13 protein-coding genes and 1 riboswitch are annotated in these 17,101 nt (G+C 63.3%); of the genes, 8 read left to right on the plus strand and 5 right to left on the minus strand.

Annotation, left to right across the window (positions count from 1 at the left end; translation table 11 throughout):
• Nucleotides 1-34: 34 nt before the first annotated feature.
• The 4 genes from H7C19_RS07595 to H7C19_RS07610 all read left to right on the plus strand — a co-directional run bounded on the left by H7C19_RS07595 (nt 35) and on the right by H7C19_RS07610 (nt 4,580).
• A complete protein-coding gene (locus H7C19_RS07595) occupies nt 35-826 on the plus strand; it encodes a polysaccharide deacetylase family protein (protein WP_185141988.1) in 792 nt (263 codons plus the stop codon).
• Between the two features lie 210 nt (nt 827-1,036).
• On the plus strand, nt 1,037-2,002 hold the full coding sequence (locus H7C19_RS07600) for an AAA family ATPase (protein ID WP_185141989.1): 966 nt from the start codon (nt 1,037-1,039) through the stop codon (nt 2,000-2,002).
• A gap of 2 nt (nt 2,003-2,004) precedes the next feature.
• A complete protein-coding gene (locus H7C19_RS07605) occupies nt 2,005-3,105 on the plus strand; it encodes a DUF58 domain-containing protein (protein WP_185141990.1) in 1,101 nt (366 codons plus the stop codon).
• A gap of 182 nt (nt 3,106-3,287) precedes the next feature.
• Nucleotides 3,288-4,580, plus strand: a complete 1,293-nt coding sequence (locus H7C19_RS07610) for a DUF4129 domain-containing protein (protein ID WP_185141991.1) — start codon at nt 3,288-3,290, stop codon at nt 4,578-4,580.
• A gap of 419 nt (nt 4,581-4,999) precedes the next feature.
• On the opposite strand, the gene H7C19_RS07615 is transcribed toward H7C19_RS07610, so the two are convergent.
• Entirely contained in the window at nt 5,000-5,863 is an 864-nt protein-coding gene (locus H7C19_RS07615) for an AraC family transcriptional regulator (RefSeq protein WP_185141992.1), read from the minus strand.
• A 165-nt stretch (nt 5,864-6,028) separates the two neighbouring features.
• Between H7C19_RS07615 and H7C19_RS07620 the strand changes: the two genes are divergently transcribed.
• Nucleotides 6,029-7,321: a Gfo/Idh/MocA family oxidoreductase gene (locus tag H7C19_RS07620; RefSeq protein WP_185141993.1), complete on the plus strand. Its 1,293-nt coding sequence runs from the start codon at nt 6,029-6,031 to the stop codon at nt 7,319-7,321.
• A gap of 24 nt (nt 7,322-7,345) precedes the next feature.
• A complete protein-coding gene (uxaC, locus tag H7C19_RS07625) occupies nt 7,346-8,755 on the plus strand; it encodes a glucuronate isomerase (RefSeq protein WP_185141994.1) in 1,410 nt (469 codons plus the stop codon).
• Between the two features lie 248 nt (nt 8,756-9,003).
• On the opposite strand, the gene H7C19_RS07630 is transcribed toward uxaC, so the two are convergent.
• From H7C19_RS07630 to H7C19_RS07640, 3 genes are all read right to left on the minus strand, one after another.
• A complete protein-coding gene (locus H7C19_RS07630) occupies nt 9,004-9,471 on the minus strand; it encodes a C40 family peptidase (RefSeq protein WP_185141995.1) in 468 nt (155 codons plus the stop codon).
• Nucleotides 9,472-9,476: 5 nt separating this feature from the next.
• A riboswitch (cyclic di-AMP (ydaO/yuaA leader) is annotated at nt 9,477-9,623 on the minus strand.
• Nucleotides 9,624-10,155: 532 nt separating this feature from the next.
• Nucleotides 10,156-10,944 carry a hypothetical protein gene (locus tag H7C19_RS07635; RefSeq protein ID WP_221469100.1) on the minus strand — a complete coding sequence of 263 codons (789 nt, stop codon included), beginning with the start codon at nt 10,942-10,944 and terminating at the stop codon, nt 10,156-10,158.
• Between the two features lie 40 nt (nt 10,945-10,984).
• Nucleotides 10,985-12,988, minus strand: a complete 2,004-nt coding sequence (locus tag H7C19_RS07640) for a M1 family metallopeptidase (protein ID WP_185141997.1) — start codon at nt 12,986-12,988, stop codon at nt 10,985-10,987.
• Between the two features lie 147 nt (nt 12,989-13,135).
• Between H7C19_RS07640 and H7C19_RS07645 the strand changes: the two genes are divergently transcribed.
• Both H7C19_RS07645 and H7C19_RS07650 read left to right on the plus strand, forming a co-directional pair.
• Complete coding sequence (locus tag H7C19_RS07645; protein ID WP_185141998.1) at nt 13,136-13,990, plus strand: YybI family spore inner coat protein; 855 nt, start codon at nt 13,136-13,138, stop codon at nt 13,988-13,990.
• A gap of 221 nt (nt 13,991-14,211) precedes the next feature.
• On the plus strand, nt 14,212-14,691 hold the full coding sequence (locus tag H7C19_RS07650; RefSeq protein WP_246469368.1) for a YwhD family protein: 480 nt from the start codon (nt 14,212-14,214) through the stop codon (nt 14,689-14,691).
• Between the two features lie 250 nt (nt 14,692-14,941).
• Here H7C19_RS07650 and H7C19_RS07655 read toward each other — a convergent pair whose 3' ends face one another.
• Nucleotides 14,942-17,026 carry a transglycosylase domain-containing protein gene (locus H7C19_RS07655; protein ID WP_185142000.1) on the minus strand — a complete coding sequence of 695 codons (2,085 nt, stop codon included), beginning with the start codon at nt 17,024-17,026 and terminating at the stop codon, nt 14,942-14,944.
• Between the last annotated feature and the right edge of the window lie 75 nt (nt 17,027-17,101).

A 17,101-nucleotide genomic window follows, 5' to 3' on the forward strand; every position in this document is an offset into this window, starting at 1 on the left:
CGGTGTCCGTTCGGACTTGGAAGGAGAGGACAAGATGAACACCCGACGAGGCCATTGGGCGAAACGGGGCAAGGCGGCGACGATCGCTTGCGGGTTGGCCGCGATCCTGCTGACGGCCGCCTCCTCCGACGAGGCGCATGCGGGGCCGAAGCCTCGCGCGTATTACGAATCCACGGGCGAAGTGATCTGGGAAGTGCCCGTCGGGGAAAAAGCGATCGCGCTCACCTTCGACGACGGCCCGGACCCCAAGGATACGCCCCAGATTCTCGACCTGCTGCGGGAGTACGACGCCAAGGCGACGTTCTTCATCATGGGCCGCAAAGCGCGCGAGCATCCCGAGATCGTGAAGCGGGAGGCGCTGGAAGGCCATGAGATCGCCAACCATACCTTCACGCACCCGGTACTGGTCCGCTGCAGTACGAAACAGATCCGCAAAGAGATCGAAGACACGCAGGAGATTCTGACCTCGGCCGCGGGCGTTCGTCCCGTCCTGTTCCGTCCGCCGGAAGGCTTCTTCGATTCGCGCGTCCTCGAGATCAGCAAGCAGCAGGGCCTGAAGACGGTGCTGTGGTCCTGGCACCATCCGACCGACGACTGGTCGCGGCCGGGCGTGGGCCATATCGTCCGCGGCGCGCTGGGCGACGTCCGCAACGGCGATATTATCCTGTTCCATGACTACGTCCACGGCCCGACCCAGACGATCGCCGCGCTGCGCCAGATTTTGCCGAAGCTCGCCAAGGACGGCTACCGCTTCGTGACGGTCTCCGAACTGCTGCGAGGCAAGGCGCAGGAGAACCAGGCCGAGCGGATGGGCGCCACCAAATAGCATGAGCCGGGATGGAGGACCGCTCAACGCGCAAGCCGGAGCTTGCGCGCTGAGCGGTCCCTTTGCCATGTTCGCCGGCAGCTTGTAAAATAGAGGGAACCAGAGAGCGCCTGTTGGCGGAATGCCTGGCCAGGTTTGTCCGCTCTCCCGCATGAAAGCGCTATTATCTTCTCGCTTCATCTATTGCTTTTTCCCATGGAGGTTGATCAGATGGTTCAAGTCCAGGAAATCAGCGCGCGTCTCCAAGCGATTAAGGATCAGATCGCGCAAGTCGTCGTCGGCAAAGAGGAAGTCGTGGAGCATGTGCTGGTGGCGCTCCTCGCCTCGGGACATCTCATTCTCGAAGACGTGCCGGGGACCGGCAAGACGCTGCTCGCCAAGTCGCTCGCGAAGTCGCTGCAGTGCGACTTCAAGCGCGTGCAGTTCACGGCAGACCTGCTCCCGTCCGATATCTCGGGCATTAACTTCTACAACCAACAAGCCGGCCGCTTCGAGCTGCGCCGCGGTCCGGTATTCACGAACATTCTGCTGGCCGACGAGCTCAACCGGGCGACGCCGCGCACGCAGTCGAGCCTGCTGGAGAGCATGGAGGAGCGGCAGGTGACGATCGACGGGGACACCCACCCGCTGCAGAAGCCCTTCATCGTCGTCGCCACCCAGAATCCGATCGAGAACCACGGCACGTTCCCGCTGCCGGAAGCCCAGTTGGACCGCTTCATGATGCGCATCTCGATGGGTTACCCTTCCCGGGACGAAGAGACGGAGATTCTGCGGCGCTTCATGGTTCGCGATCCGCTGCCCGACCTCGCGCCGGTCATCGGACAGGAGGATATCGCCAGGCTGCAGGCGGCCGTGCCGAATGTGTCCTGCCATGCGGACGTGCTCCAATATATCCTGTCGATCGTCGAGGCGACCCGCGCGCACGAAGAGATCGCGAACGGCGTCAGTCCGCGCGGCAGCCTCCAGCTCGTCAAGGCTTCGCAGGCGAGAGCGCTGCTCCGGGGACGGGACTACGTATCCCCCGACGACGTGAAGGCGCTCGTCCCGGCGGTGCTGAGCCATCGCATCGTGCTGAAGGACATGCTGGGCGCGGACCGGCGCCGTACCGAATCGTTGCTCGCCGGCATCGTCGCGCAGGTGCCGGTGCCCACCGAACCGCTGCTGGAGCGGCGGTAGCGATGATTATCGTCTGGCTGCTCACGATATTCGCCGTCCTCTTCCTGCTGCAGCGGTTGCTGTTCTCCCGCAGGGTGTTGCGACGCGTCGCCTACGAGCGTTCGTTCAGCGAGCCGCACGCCTTCGCCGGCGAGACGGTGTTCATGCTGGAGCGGATCGTCAATCGCCAATGGCTGCCGCTGCCGTGGCTGCGCGTGGAGACGATGATGCCTTCGCCGCTCCAGTTCAAGAATCAGAACGCGGAGCTCGCGATCAGCTCGGGCCAGCTGCTGCAGAATCACGCCAGCCTGTTCAGCCTGGCGCCGTTCACGAAGGTCGTGCGCAAGCACGAAGTCGTCTGCGTGCGGCGAGGCGTATACCGCATCCCGTCGCTGTCGCTGACGCTGGGCGATCTGTCGGGCGCCTCCAGCGTGTCGGATACGCGGGAGTCGAACTGCGCGATCACGGTTTTTCCGCGGCTGAAGGACGTGCAGCAGCTGCCGCTGTCCGCGCGCAAGTGGATGCAGAGCGCGATCGGCATGCACGAGGCTTTCCGCGAGGACCATTATCAGGTCGCGGGCGTCCGCCCTTACCGCAGCGGGGACTCGCTCAAGCAGGTCAACTGGAACGCGACGGCGAAGACGGGGCAGACGCTCGTCAACCGGCGGGAGAGCATGGTCGACAACGACGTGACGATCCTGCTGAACGCGGAGCTGTACGATGCGTCCGAGAACCGGCGCATCCAGCCGGCGGTCTTCGAGGAAGCGATCAGCTATACGGCCTCGGTCGCGCGCCATCTCCTGTCCAACGGCGGCAAGGTGGGCCTCGTCTATAACGGCAAAGTAGACGGGGAGACGGCTGTGCCTCTGGTGATGGAGCCCCGCGCCGGGCGCGCGCATCTGTACCGGATGCTGGAGCTCATGGCAAGGTTCGAAGCGGTCACGCGGCGCGAGCTCGGCTACGTGCTGGAGGAGATGGCGGCATCCGGCATGCGCGGCGTCAACTTGCTCGTCATATCGGCGTTCCTGACGCCGAAGCAGGAGCAGCTCCTCGAGCGGCTGCGCCATGGGGGCAACCGCGTGGAGAAGCTGCTGCTCTACCGGGAGAAGGAGGCGAGCGCATGAAGCGGTTGATGCGGAGTCTCGCGGAGCTTACGATCTTCTGGGAAAAGGAGGCGAGCGTATGAAGCGGTTGATGCGAAGTGTCGGGGAGCTGCTGCTCTACCGGGAGAAGGAGGCGAGCGCATGAAGCGATTGAAGCGGAGTGTCGCGGAGCTTACGATCTTCTGGGAAAAGGAGGCGAGCGTATGAAGCGGTTGATGCGAAGTCTCGCGGAGCTGCTGGTCTGGGCGCCCGTCCTCGTAACCATACATCACTTTGCCTCGGGCGGGGTTGGGCTGGCAGTCTGGTTCGGAGCGGCTTGGGCGGCGATCCTGGTCGGCATGGCGCTGCCGATTCTGATTCGCCGCCTGCCGCCTGCGTTGCTGCATGCCGTCTTGCTGCTGGCGCTGCTCGGCGGGGCGGCTTATTCCGACTTGGCGCTTCTGCCCTTCGCGGCCGCACTCGGCGTCGTTTCGTGGATCGCGGGCGCGGATCTGGCCTGGCTCTGGATTTGCGGGATGGGAACCGGCCTGCAGGGAGTCTGCCTCATCGTCGCTTCGCTGACGCACGAGCTGTCGGCGGAGCGGCTCTGGTTCATTCTCTGCGGCGTAGGTTGGTTCGTGGCTCTGCTCTACGTTCGCAATGCGGGCATGATGACGTCGGCGGGGCTCAACAGCGGCATCGTGACGCGGTCGGTGGCCGCCTCCAGCCGCAAATACTTGTCGTTGCTGGTTGTCGTGGTGCTGCTTGTCTTCCTGGCCACGACGGATCTATCCGCCTGGCATACGATCGCGCGCTGGATCAACGCTTTGATGCCGCACGGGTCGCCCAAAGACATTGCGCCCGAGCCGCTGCCTTCGAACGAAGCGCAGCCCCCGATGTTCCCGGAGGCGGGCGGAAGCCGCCATTGGTTCTGGCGGATCCTCGACTATATCGGTTACGGCCTGCTGGGGGCCGCCGCGCTGTTCGTCTGTTGGCTGCTCCTGCGGCGCTATCTGCTTAATCGCGCCTGGCTGCGGTCGGTGGCGGAGCGGGTGCGGTCGTTCATGGCTCGGCTGATTCGCCGACGGGAGCCGAAGGCGGACGATGCCGGCTATACCGAGGAACGGGAGAGTCTGCTCAATGTAGAGCGCGTGCTGCGCAGGCTGCAGGAGCGCTGGATCGACCGCGGGCCGAAGCGGCTGGGGCGCAAAGAGTGGGCGGGGCTGTCGCCCGAGGCGCGCGTGCGCCGTCTGTACGAGGATACCGTTCAGGCGGGCATGCGCGAGGGATTCGCGCATCGGCCGGCGCGAACGCCTGCGGAGACGGTAGCCGAGCTTGAGGTTTGGCAAGCGGGCCGGTCCGCTGCACGCGCCGAGCGAGGGGGACTGTGGGCGTGGTTCGCCGGCGCGCGCGCCGCGCTGCTCGAGCTCTACGGGCAGGCGCGCTACGGCGGGCGTGAGGTGCAGCCGGGCGAGGTCGACCGGCTGGCGGCAGAGTATCCGTGGGAGAAGAAGTGACAACTAGAAGAAGTGACAACGAGAAGAAGCAAAATAAGTCGTGCTTAAACGGCGCGCAGCGGCTGGTCTGTCCCAAATAAGGCGGAAAACCGTGTTTAAATGGCGCGCAGCGGCTGTTCCGCCCCAAATAAGGCGGAAAACCGTGCTTAAACGGCGTGCAGCGGCAGTTCCGGCCCAAATAAGGCGGAAAATCGTGCTTAAACGGTGCACAGCGGCGGATCCGCCCCAAATAAGGCGGAAAATCGTGTTTAAACGGCGTGCAGCGGCGGTTCCGCCCAAATAAGGCGGAAAACCGCGCTTAAACGGCGCGCAGCGGCGGATCCGCCTCAAATAAGGCGGGAAATTGAGTATACCAGCACCACGTACATCCGCTCACCCGCATCTGCCCCGGCTTGCCGCCTCTGCTAGCCCTCGCACGACTATCCCCGTTCCCGCTTGCGGTAGTCGCGCGGGGAGAGGCGGGCGATTCGCTTGAACGTCTTGCCGAAGTGCGAGAAGTTGTCAAAGCCCGCGGAGACGGCGATGTCCGCGATCTTCAGGTCGGTGTCGCGCAGCAGCCGTTGGGCCTCCTTCACCCGGGTGAGCACCAGGTAGTCGGTGAAGGTGAACCCGGTCGTCTCCTTGAACAGCCTGCTGAGGTAATGCGGGCTGATGTAGAAGCGCTCCGCCAGCTCTCCGAGCTTCAGCGGCTCGCCGTAACGCGCGTTCACATAGCGGACGACTTCGGTCAGCTTCGCATGCATGGGCGTAGCGTAGCCTACCGGCATCGGCTCATGCTCGCGCAGGTAGCGGGCGGTCTGCAGCAGGACGTCCATAACCGCCATTCGCGGGACCAGCTCGTAGCCCGGCGGCCGCGAACGGATCTCCGACACGCTCCGGCGCAGGAGGCGGTCGATCTCGATCTGCTCCGCCCGGGGCAGGCGGATGACGTGCGTCTTCTGCCGGAACGGGGAGAGCAGCAATTCCGCTTGCGCTGCCGTCAGCGAATCCGCGAGCCCGTCCCCGAAGTGCAGGATGATCCGCTCGTGCGCCCCTACTCCCGCCTGCATCGTCTTGTGCAGCTCGTTCTTCGGGATGAAGACGAGGTCGCCCTGCTCTACGGGATAGGATCGGTCCCGAACGAAGTAGACCCGGCTGCCGGACAAGAGATAGTAGATCTCGTAATAGGGATGATAATGGTCCGCCGACATCGTAAACGGTTCGGTCCGCCTCCGATACTCCATATACAGTTCGTTCTCCAGACCGAAGCGAGCCCCTTCCTCCGCCTCCGCCACGCGCCTCATCTCCCTCGTCCCAGACAAGTATCAAACCGATTCGCCCTATATCCATCCTTCTATCGCAACAAAAGCGGGGTTAAGCAGAAAATGGACATCATTTTAGCAGAATTATAGCACTCTGATGTCCTACAATGAAGCTAATCTTAGACAGACGAAGGGAGCTTCATGGCGATGAGCGCGAAGAAGAGATACGTATTGGTCGGAACGGGCGGACGCGCGGAGTTTTTCTACGGGGCGATTGCAACCGCGTACAGGGGGACGTCGGAGCTGGTCGCGTTCTGCGACATCAACCGCACGCGCATGGCTTACGCGAACAAACTGTTGGCGGAGAAATACGACTATCCGCAAGCGAGAACCTACCTCTCGGACGAATTCGACCGGATGATCGAGATAGAGAAGCCCGATGCCGTCATCGTCACGAGCGTCGACCGCACGCACCATCATTACATCATCCGCGCGATGGAGCTCGGCTGCGACGTCATCACCGAGAAGCCGATGACCGTCGATGCGCGCAAGTGCCAGGAGATCCTCGACGCGGTGGACCGCACGGGGCGGAACGTGCGGGTCACCTTCAACTACCGTTATGCGCCGCACCACACCAAAGCCCGCGAACTGATCGCTTCGGGCACGATCGGACGCATTCAGTCCGTGCACTTCGAATGGCTGCTGAATACGAGGCACGGCGCGGACTACTTCCGGCGGTGGCATCGCGACAAGCGCAACAGCGGCGGGCTGCTCGTGCACAAGTCGACGCACCATTTTGACCTGGTGAACTTCTGGATCGGCTCTCAGCCGGAGACGGTGTTCGCGTTCGGCGATCTGCTGTTCTACGGCCGCGAGAACGCCGAGCGGCGGGGCGTCACGCAATTCTACGAGCGGGCGACGGGCAATCCGCTGGCCAAGGACGATCCGTTCGCGCTGCAGCTGGACGACAATGAACATCTGAAGGCGATGTATCTCGATGCCGAGCACGAGGACGGGTACCGCCGCGATCAGAGCGTCTTCGGAGACGGGATCAGCATCGAGGATACGATGGGCGTCATCGTCCGCTACCGCAACCAGGCGATCCTCACCTACTCGCTGATCGCGAACGCGCCATGGGAAGGCTATCGGATCGCGTTCAACGGGACTAAAGGCCGCGTCGAGATGGACGTCGTCGAACAATCTTACGTGAATGCCGGCGGGGAGAAAAAGGACGAGGGCGCGCTTAAGCATCAATCGATCAAGGTGCTGCCGATGTTCGGCGCGCCGTATGAAGTCGAAGTGAAGGAAGGGGAAGGCGGCCATGGCGGCGGCGACCCCGTGCTGTTGAACGATATCTTCGGCACGCCGGTGGAGGATCCGTTCCACCGCGCGGCGAACCACGTCGACGGGGCCCGCTCGATCCTGACGGGCATCGCCGCGAACCGCTCGATCCAGACCGGGGAGGCGGTTCGCGTCGCGGATCTGGTGAAGTTCCATTAGAACGCAGAGAGGCGGGATATTCGGATGAGATCTTTTTTGGACGACAACTTCTTGTTGGGGAACGAGACGGCCGTGCGGCTGTATCGCGACTACGCGAAGACGCTGCCGATTATCGACTATCACTGTCATCTGAGTCCGCAGGAGATCTACGAGAACCGCGCCTTCGAGAATCTCACGCAAGCGTGGCTGTACGGCGACCATTACAAATGGCGGGCAATGCGGGCGAACGGAATCGAGGAACGCTACGTGACCGGAGGGGAGGGCGTGTCGGATTACGACCGCTTCCTCGCCTGGGCGCAGACCGTGCCGCGGACGATCGGCAATCCGCTCTACCACTGGTCGCACTTGGAGCTTCGCCGCTACTTCGGCGTGGAGGACATCGTGAGCGAGCGCACCGCCCCGGCCATCTGGGCGCAGGCGAACGCGAAGCTGGCGGCCGGCGGCCTCTCCGCGAGGGACTTGATCGTGAAGTCGAACGTGAAGGTCGTCTGCACGACGGACGATCCGGCCGATTCGCTCGCGTATCACCGGTTGATCCGCGAGCTGCCGGATTTCGACGTGAAGGTGCTGCCGTCCTTCCGTCCGGACAAGGCGCTGGAGATCGGGCGGGCGACGTTCCTGCCATGGATTCGCGGTCTGGAGGGCGTCGCGGGCGCCGCGCTGCCGGATTATGAGGCGCTGCTCCGGGCGCTCGGCGATCGCATCGACTTCTTCCATGCGGCGGGCTGCCGCGTCTCGGACCATGCGCTGGATGTCGTGGGCTACGCGGAGGCGACGAAGGAAGAGGCGGCTGCCGTCTACCGGAAGGCGTTGGCCGGCGAGTCCTTCACGGCCGAGGAGGAGCGCAAGTACAAGTCGTACACGCTGCGGTTCCTGAGCCGGCGGTACGCGGAGCTAGGCTGGGCGATGCAGCTGCACATGCACGCCTCGCGCAACAACAACGCGCGCATGTTCCGGCGGCTCGGACCGGACACGGGATACGACTCGATGTACGACGGTCCGGTATCGGATGCCATCGTCCGGCTGCTGGACGCGCTGGACCGCGAAGACGCGCTCCCCAAGACGATCGTCTATTCGCTCAATCCGAACGATCTGTACGTGCTGGGAACCGCGATCGGCAGTTTCCAGGGCGGCGGCGTTCCGGGCAAGATGCAGCTCGGCTCCGCGTGGTGGTTCAACGACACGAAGGACGGCATGCTCGAGCAACTGAAGGCGTTAGCGAATACGGGATTGCTCAGCCGGTTCGTCGGCATGCTGACCGATTCGCGCAGCTTTCTGTCCTATACGCGGCACGAGTACTTCCGCCGGATTCTCTGCAATCTGCTCGGCGAATGGGCGGAGAACGGGGAGGTGCCGGCCGATCCGGAGCTGCTCGGCGGCATCGTGCAGGACATCGGCTACAACAATGCGCAAGCCTACTTTAACTTCGAATAAAATAACGGAAGAGCCTGCGCCGTTCGCGCAGGCTCTTCCTCATTTAGCAGCGTTTTTGAAGGGGGGCGACGGTCGAAGAGGGCGTCGGATAACGGCTAAAAATACAAAAAAAATTTGCAACTAAATGCCAGCCTGATTCGTTTTATGAGTAGGTGGGTACATAAGACTGAGCCCCCCATTTACCCCTTAAATGCAACAAAGACCCGCCGCCAGCGGGTCTCTGCCACAATGCAAGGTACGGCCCTCGATTAGACGTGCTCGATGGCGACATCCTTGTAAGTATCGGAGTCCATCACGCGGCGGGCTCCCAGGTAACGCTTAGCGTAGTACTTCTCATCCAGATCCGAGATCGTGACGCCCTTGGATGCGGAATGAGCGAACTTGTTGTCGCCGACGTAGATGCCTACGTGCGAGACGCCGCTGCCGCTCGTGTTGAAGAACACGAGGTCGCCGGGACGAAGATCATCCCGTTCCACTTTGTCTCCGAGCGAGAACTGCTCCTTCGACGAATGCGGCAGCTTCAAGTCGAACTTCTTGAATACATAGGACGTGAATCCCGAGCAATCGAAGCCGTTCGTCGTCGTGCCCCCGTAATCGTAGTCGATGCCGATCAGCTTGGACACCGTGCTGTCCAGCTTGGTAGCCGCGGAGGCGACGCCAGCCTGAACAGCGAGGAAAACGGTTAAAGCAAGAATGAGGACTGAAACTTTGCGCAAAACGGACGTACTCCTTCCAGGTGCCTACGAGGTTAGCTGAAGGGTTCGGTTGAAGGTTCCCTATGACTCCTGCCCGCAGAGCGGAGTCAATTCACCCGGTACTAAATGGTTCCCCCATTTCCCTGTGCGCGGGAATTCGGCAGTTTTCGCACATGTCTCTAGGAATTCGATTTTTGGGTCAGTTTTCCTGCCTTTCGGAGATTAGAATTCCTTAATATTCCCGAATTCCCCCGACTTAGGGCGGAAAAACACCCCGGCCGAAGGCTAAAAATGCAAGACGCAACGGAGAGCGTCCGCTGACCGGAAAGAACGACGGATGCGCTAAAAACAGCGGTGTGGCGCGGGTTTAAGCCGCTCGTGCGTCGGGCGTCCGCCATTTTCCGTTCGTAAAAAGGATGACAGCATTCCTCCCTCGCAGGAGGCGAATGCTGCACTACCTTATGCAATAAAGTCATCCGGTGGCGTCGAAGATTAAAAAGGCGCACGTTTTTTTGGCCTTATGGCGACCTGTCGGCCAAGGCTGGGACCGCGCTTTTTTTGTCTCGTCTTTCGAGAAGGGGCTGGCGGAGGGGGGCCCTAGAGACGGGCGCGTCTCGCAAATCGGCGCAACAACAAAAAACGAGCCGCTAGAATCGCTTCTAGGGCTCGTTTTTTGTTGCCGTATTTTTGCCGTATATATAGAGATTATGCCGCGTGGTCCGGCTTCCACAGCTGATGTTGGGAGGCGGCGGTCCAGAGGGTGAGCAGGGCGCGCACGAGCTGGAAGGCCTGATGCAGCGCGACGGTCAGGAAGCCGGTCCAGAGCAGGGAACTGGCCGTGATCGCGAGCGAGGCGGCCGTGCCTAGCGCGAACAGCGCGACGGATACCGCGAGCAGCGGGAACGCCTGGCGGCAGGCGCGTCCGAGGCCGGACAGCAAGCGATCCTGCGAGACGGCGCTGAACTGCATGAAGAGGAACAGCAGATGCAGGAGAAACGCCCACAGCGCCCAAGCGCCGGCATAGGGGAGTATCTCGCGAAGCCAGGCGCCTTCGGACGGATTCGACAGATACTGCGTCTTGGCCATCGGAATCAGCCACGCGGCCGGCAGGAGCGCCAGGAGGTTCTCGATCCAATACAGCAGCGTCACCGGCTTCCAGGCGCTGCGGATGCCCGTCATGACCCGCGTGCCATCCGATTCGTTCGCATGCTGGAAGGAGTAATAGATGCCAGCATTGAGCAGCGGCGTCAAGAGCATGCGGATCAAGAGCATGCCTGCCAGCATCCAGAGCACTTCGTCGATCAGATTCGTCTTGAGCAGCCGGAATTGGGCTTCGATCAGGAATAGCCGCACGGCGCCATTGTTCGGATGCGGATCGGGATAGCGGGAGAGGACGGTCGTGACGAGCGAATCGATGAACCGGTACAGAAAGAACCCCCAGAGCAGCCGGTACACGAATAGGACGACGAGGACGTATTTATGACGGCGGGTCATGTCCCAGCCTCTGCGTATCGCGCCTTTCATTCTTCTCACCTCACCAAGCCAGGTTGCCAAGCACGGTCTCGATCAGTTGACTAAGGCCGACATTGAGCCGGATGCGTTCTTTCTCCGGCACTTCCGTCTTCAGGTAATTGTTGAAGCGATAGTTGTCGAGGACGACGTCGAACATCGGATCGACCGATACGTACTGCAGCGGGGACGTATGCTTCAATTGAAGCTGCACATGATTCTGGACGTTGTCCCACGTCTTGCGCACGGCGGTGCCGTCCGCGAAATGGAACAGGACGGTCACCGGCTGCGGGCTGCCGCCGTTGCGGCGGAGCACGACGAGGGATTGGAGTCCGCCGCCGTCGTCCGAGCGGGTCTCGATCGACTCCACCGCGAAGTCCGCCATCTCGCCGCGGTAGACGTACGCCTGGAAAAAGTCGCTCCATTTGTCCTTGGTTACGCTCTCGACGACCTTCTGGAAGTCGGCGGTGCCGGGGTGCCGGAAGCGGTACTTCTGGAAGTAGGCGCGCAAGATCTTGTTCATCGTCTGCTCGCCGACCTTCGCCTCGACCGCTTTCAAGACGAGCTTGCCGCGCATGTACACATTTTCCGCGTAGAGATTCGAGCTGCCGTACTTCCAGGAATCGAGCTTCAGCGCTTCGGGCCGGGTCAGATAGCTGGCTTCGATCGACGTATTGGGCATGACGCCGTAGATCGAGGCCATGAGCTTGTCTTCGGTGTACGACGTGAAGCCTTCGTCCAGCCAAGCCTCTTCGAATTCGTTCGAAGCGACGATGCCGTACCAGTATTGATGGGCAATCTCGTGGACGACGGTGCGTTCGAGGTCGTAGCCGGGCCGGTCGTCCTTCGCGGCGGCCGCCGTGACGAGCGTCGGGTACTCCATCCCGCCGGCGCCTTCGGCGTCTCCGGGCGGAACGACGACGGACAGCGTCGTGTACGGGTAATCGCCGTACCACTGGCCGAGCTTCGCGAGCGCGGACTTCGCGGCATGCATGTAGCGGTCGGCCATGTCCTTGTGGAGCGGGTCGAGATACAGCTTGATCCGGACGCCCGGCACGCCGATGGACGAGAAGGAATCCTCGACGGTCGTGAAGTTCGGCGAGGCGGCCCAGCCGAAGTCGTGGACATCGTCCGCGTAGAACTGATACACTTTGCGGCCGTCCTTGGGAACGGCGGTCTTGGTTTGGAAGCCCGTCGCCGCCACGATATCGCGATCGGGCACGTCGATCTTCACGTTGTAGATGCCGAAGTCCGAGTAGAACTCGGAGTTGCCGTGGTATTGGTGCAGATTCCAGCCTTCGGTCGTCCGGCCGCGCGTCCCCGCCGTCTCGTAGACCGCGACCTTCGGGAACCACTGGCCCGCCATGACGAAGTCGCCCGCTTTGCCCATCCGGGCGAACACTTGAGGCAGCTTCACGGTGAACTTCATCTTGAGCGTTACGGTTTGCCCGGGCCGGACGGCTTCGGGCAGGCGCAGCGTAGCTAGCGTCCGGTCCTTCGCGTTGCCGTCATCCGGCTGCACGTAGTGGACGCGGGGGAGCAGCGTCTCGCCTTCCTCGCTCGTCAGCTCCGTCAGCGCGATGGCGCCGTCTCCGCCCGGCTTCATCTGAACGCCGCGCAGTTGGCCGCCCGATTCGGAGAGGAAGGTGCTGCCGGGGGAGAACGCGTTCGGATACAGGTGGAGGTACAGATCTGAGACGGACTTGCGGCCCGGATTCTTCCAGGTTAGCGTCTGCGTGCCGTTCAGCGTGCCGTCGTCCTCCAACCGGACGGAGATATGGTACTCCGTGAGGCGGTTGCTGAGCGCGACGGGTTGGGGAGCAGGGGGGGCGACTTCGGACTCCGCGGCGGGTCTGGCTTGCGGCTGCGCCTTCGGCTGGGGCGCGGCGGATTCTTCGAGCGCAGGGGCCGAAGCGGGCAAGGCGAACTGCGACGCCCAGGCGTCGGCGAACCCGAAACGCATCGAGCCGATGAGCACGGCGGCCGAGACGGCGAGCGCGATCATGCGATAGGTGCGGCGATGGGGCATACGGATAACCCTCCCGTTGACAAGCATCTAGGGGATGTATATGTTGGTTGTCCGCAGATTATATCTGTGTGTTCGTACGAGCTTGGAAGAGCCCGCTGGGGGAGAATGCGCCGGGCGGGGTAAAGAATAGCAAGAGGAGGGATGGACATGACTTGGAGAACGCCGATGGCAAGCGTGTTGGCGGCCGGTATGTTCGCCGCGTCGGCGCTCGGAACCGCCGCGGCCGCGGCGGACTCGCCGCCGATCGCGCTGTCGACGAGCGAGGGCGGCACCCTGCCGATCGCGGCGACGGAGAAGGTCTATGCGGAGAGCGCCGACTTGTACGGCGAAGTCGCAAGGACCGGCATCGCGCTCTATGCGGACCTGGCGGCCACGCGGGAGCCGATCCGCTGGCGGTTGGCGGCGGACGGCAGGACGCTGTTCGCGATGATGCAGCCGGAGGACGCCTTGTACGGCAAGGATGCCGAAGTGAAGCTCGCGGACTTGACCGGCGACGGACTGCCCGAGGTGCTGATCTACCGCAACGGCATCGGATCCGGCGGGGCGCAGGGACTGAGCGTGTACCGTCCCGCCGACGGCTGGAAGCCGCTGCTCGAGCTGGTGGACCCGCGCCTCAAGGGGTCTGCCGGCAAAGACCGCTACGCGGTCTCTTATCTGGGCGGCGGAGAGCTCGCATTCGAGGACAAGACGACAAAGCTGAAGGGAACGATCAAGCTGGACGTCCGCCGCTACGATGAGGATCAAGCGAAGTCGGAGGCGGCGTTCCGCAAGATCGAGGCTTGGGTCGATCCCGTATCCGGCTACGGGCTGGGCGACGACGAGGGCGACGGCGTCCTGGAGATCACGGCCGTGCAGCGGGTGATCGGGGTGTCGCACCCGGATACGATCGCCCGGATCGAGACCAAGTACAAGCTGAAGGACGGGGCCTACGTGCAGGTCGCGGAGACGCTCTGCGACGCGGAGGGTCATCCGCTTCAGGCGGTCGAGATCCCCGGCTACTAAGGCGCTGCGGACCGATAGGGAACGGCGTCGGGAGTCGCGGGGCGCGGAGAAGGGGACGCGCGTCCTCTCCTCTGGTAGAGATGTGCCGCACCCTTCCCTCCGTCTGACGGATTTACGCCCGCGAAAAGATGCTTTTTCGTCCGATTTTCGCTAAAATGGGTATAGTCCGAGGGGATGGAGGCTGGAACGTGGAGAACAATCAATCGCAAGATCCGCAACCGATGAAAAAGAAGCTGGCGCTGAACGTCGTCAGCAACAAGGAACATAGAGGCTTCGGCGCCGGCAGCATCGATCTGAGCCAAGTATCGCCCGTCGTTATCGACGGGGACGAGGCCTATATCGACGTCGGCGCGATGCACGCCAAGAGCAAGGTGGAGAAGGGCATCAAGTTCTCCCCGGACAAAGCCAACGTGCCGAACGGCCGTCAAGTCTGGATCGTCTGGGTCGCGGTCGACCGCGACGAGGAAGGCAGCTTCTACGGCGGCGCGTCCGCCTGCGAGATGCTCGTCGATACCGAGGCGCGCCGAGGCTGGAAGCTGCTCGCGGAGCATGTGAACCGCATGGACGCCGCGATCAAGCGCCGCTTCCTGCTGGAGAACCTGGGCGCGAGCGACAAGGCCGCGCTGCGCAAGCTGCTGCAGGAACACAACGCCGAATGGTGGGACCGCTCGCCGCAGATCCTCAAAGACCAACTCGCGTAGGGCGAAGTCCCTCCTTTCTGCAAATGCATAAGAGAAAAAGCGGTTGGCCGCGGACGCTTTCGTCCGCGCCGGCCGCTTTTTGACGTCTGCCGTTCCGTAGATAGAAGATTCATGCCGGTCCGTCCCCGCATGATCTCCGATTCAAAAAAAGGCTTCGCCCTCTATAGAGAATGGCGAAGCCTATTTTACGTCGGCTAAGGCTAGGCGGGCGTTCGGGGAAGAGGCGAAGCCGCGATTGCTTGGCCGGCGCTTACCCGCCCCACCAGCGGCGCACCTTCGACCAGAGGGAGAACCGCTTGGCGGCATGTTCGTCATCCGTCTTCGCGCCGCCGTGCATCGCGCAGGTGTCCGTCGGTTCGGTGCCGGCCAGGAACGTCTCGGTCGCCTGGCCGGGGCATTCGGGCGCGGCGAGCAGCCCGGTCGACGGATCGACGTTGACGCTGACGACGCCGTCGGGCACCGCGAAGTCCTGCGGCGCGTTCGCCGCGAGCGCCGCCTCGGTGAACGCGGCAAAGATCGGCGCGGCGCGGTGCGCCTCGACGGAGGTGATCGCCCGGCCGCGGTCGTAGCCGACCCATACGGCCGTCGCCAACTCGGGCGTGTAGCCGACGAACCAAGCGTCCGAGCTGGTCGTGCCGGACTTGCCCGCGACGGGACGCTTGATCAGGTGGGCGACGCGATGCGCCGTTCCGCCGTTGTCGAACACGCTCTTCAGCAGATCGGTCACGACGTAGGCGAGCGCGGGCGACACGATCTGTTCGGAGCGCGGACGGGCGGTATAGAGCGTATGCCCTTCCCGGTCGGCGATCCGCAGGATGGCCGTCGGCTCGGCCTTCGCGCCGCCGTTCGCGAAGACGGCGTAGGCGGCGGCCATCTCGTATGGGCTTACCGGGAAGGTGCCGAGCGCGAGCGAAGGCACGGACGAGAGCTTGGACGAAATGCCGAGGCGCCGCGCCAATCCGATCACTTCGTCCGGTCCGGCTTCCATGATCGTATGGACGGCGAAGATGTTGTCCGAGGTCCGGATCGCCTGGCGGAGGCCGATCTCGCCGCCGAAGTAGCGGTCGTTGTAGTTGCTGGGCCGGTAGACCTTGCGGTAGTCGTCGTAATAGAACAACGTCGGCTCGCTTCTGAACCGGGTGACGGCCGTGACGGCGCGCTTGTCCAGCGCGGCCGCATAGACGATCGCCTTGAAGGAGGAGCCGGGCTGGCGCGTGGACGCGAAGACGCGGTTGTACGGATTCTTCATGTAGTGGCGCCCGCCGACCATGGCCTTGATGTAGCCGGTCTTCGGATCGATGGAGACGAGCGCCGCCTGCATCTCGCTGGACTCGGGGATCTGGCGGTCGACCGCGGCTTCGGCCTCGCGCTGCATGCGCGCGTCCAGCGTCGTCGTGATCCGCAGCCCGCCCTCGCTTAGCAGGCGTTCGTCGATCCCGAGCCGCTCGACGGCGATCTTGCGCACGTAATCGGCGAAGTACGGCGCCGTCTGCCCCTGGTTCTCCGGCAGCGGCCGGATCGCCAAGGCTTCCGCGTCCGTCCGCTTGGCCTGGGCGGCGCCGATCGCGCCGGTATCCGCCATCGCCTGAAGCACCGTGCGCTGACGGCCCTTGGCTTGATCCAGGTGGAAGTGCGGCGAGTAGTAGCGCGGACCTTTGGGGATGCCCGCGAGGAGCGCGCTCTCCGCCAGGGTGAGCGCCTTGGCCGGCTTGCCGAAGTACAGCTGCGCCGCCGCTTCGGCGCCGTAGGCGCCATGGCCGTAATAGATCTGGTTCAGGTACATCTCCAGAATCTCGTCCTTGGCGTACTTCTGCTCCAGCATGGCGGCGTACCAGGCTTCCTTCGCCTTGCGCGTCCAGGTGCGCTCGTGGGAGAGATAGAGATTGCGGGCGAGCTGCTGCGTGAGCGTGCTCGCGCCTTGCTGCCGGGAGCCGTGGCGGATGTCGACCCACGCCGCGCGGACCAGGCCGCGGAAGTCGACGCCCGCATGCGCGTAGAAGCGGCGGTCCTCGACGGCGAGGGTGGCCTTCACCAGCCAAGGGGAGATGTCCTTCAGGGCGACCGTCCGCCTATTCACGCCGCCCGACAGCGAGGACAGCACGTTGCCGCGCTCGTCGAGGATCTGCGTGGACTGCGGGAACGCCGCGTGCGGCAGGCTGCCGAACTTGAGCATCAGCGCGGCGGCGACGGTCAAGAGGACGAACGCGCCGGCGATCGTCGCCAGCACCCAGCGCCATCTCCGGCCGGACCGGCCTTCGCCGGCGCGTTTGAGCTTGAGGTGGACTTTGCCCGTGACGGCGGGGTCCGGCAGCTGGTTGTCCGAGTTCGATCGCATGCGCTCGCCTCCTTTCTCCGAAGTGTTGATCTGCCGCTAACAATCTCCCCTTATTATGGAAAAGCGGGCCTGATC

Origin of the sequence: Cohnella nanjingensis (assembly GCF_014212125.1) — a bacterium.
In the GTDB taxonomy this organism is placed as follows: domain Bacteria; phylum Bacillota; class Bacilli; order Paenibacillales; family Paenibacillaceae; genus Cohnella; species Cohnella nanjingensis.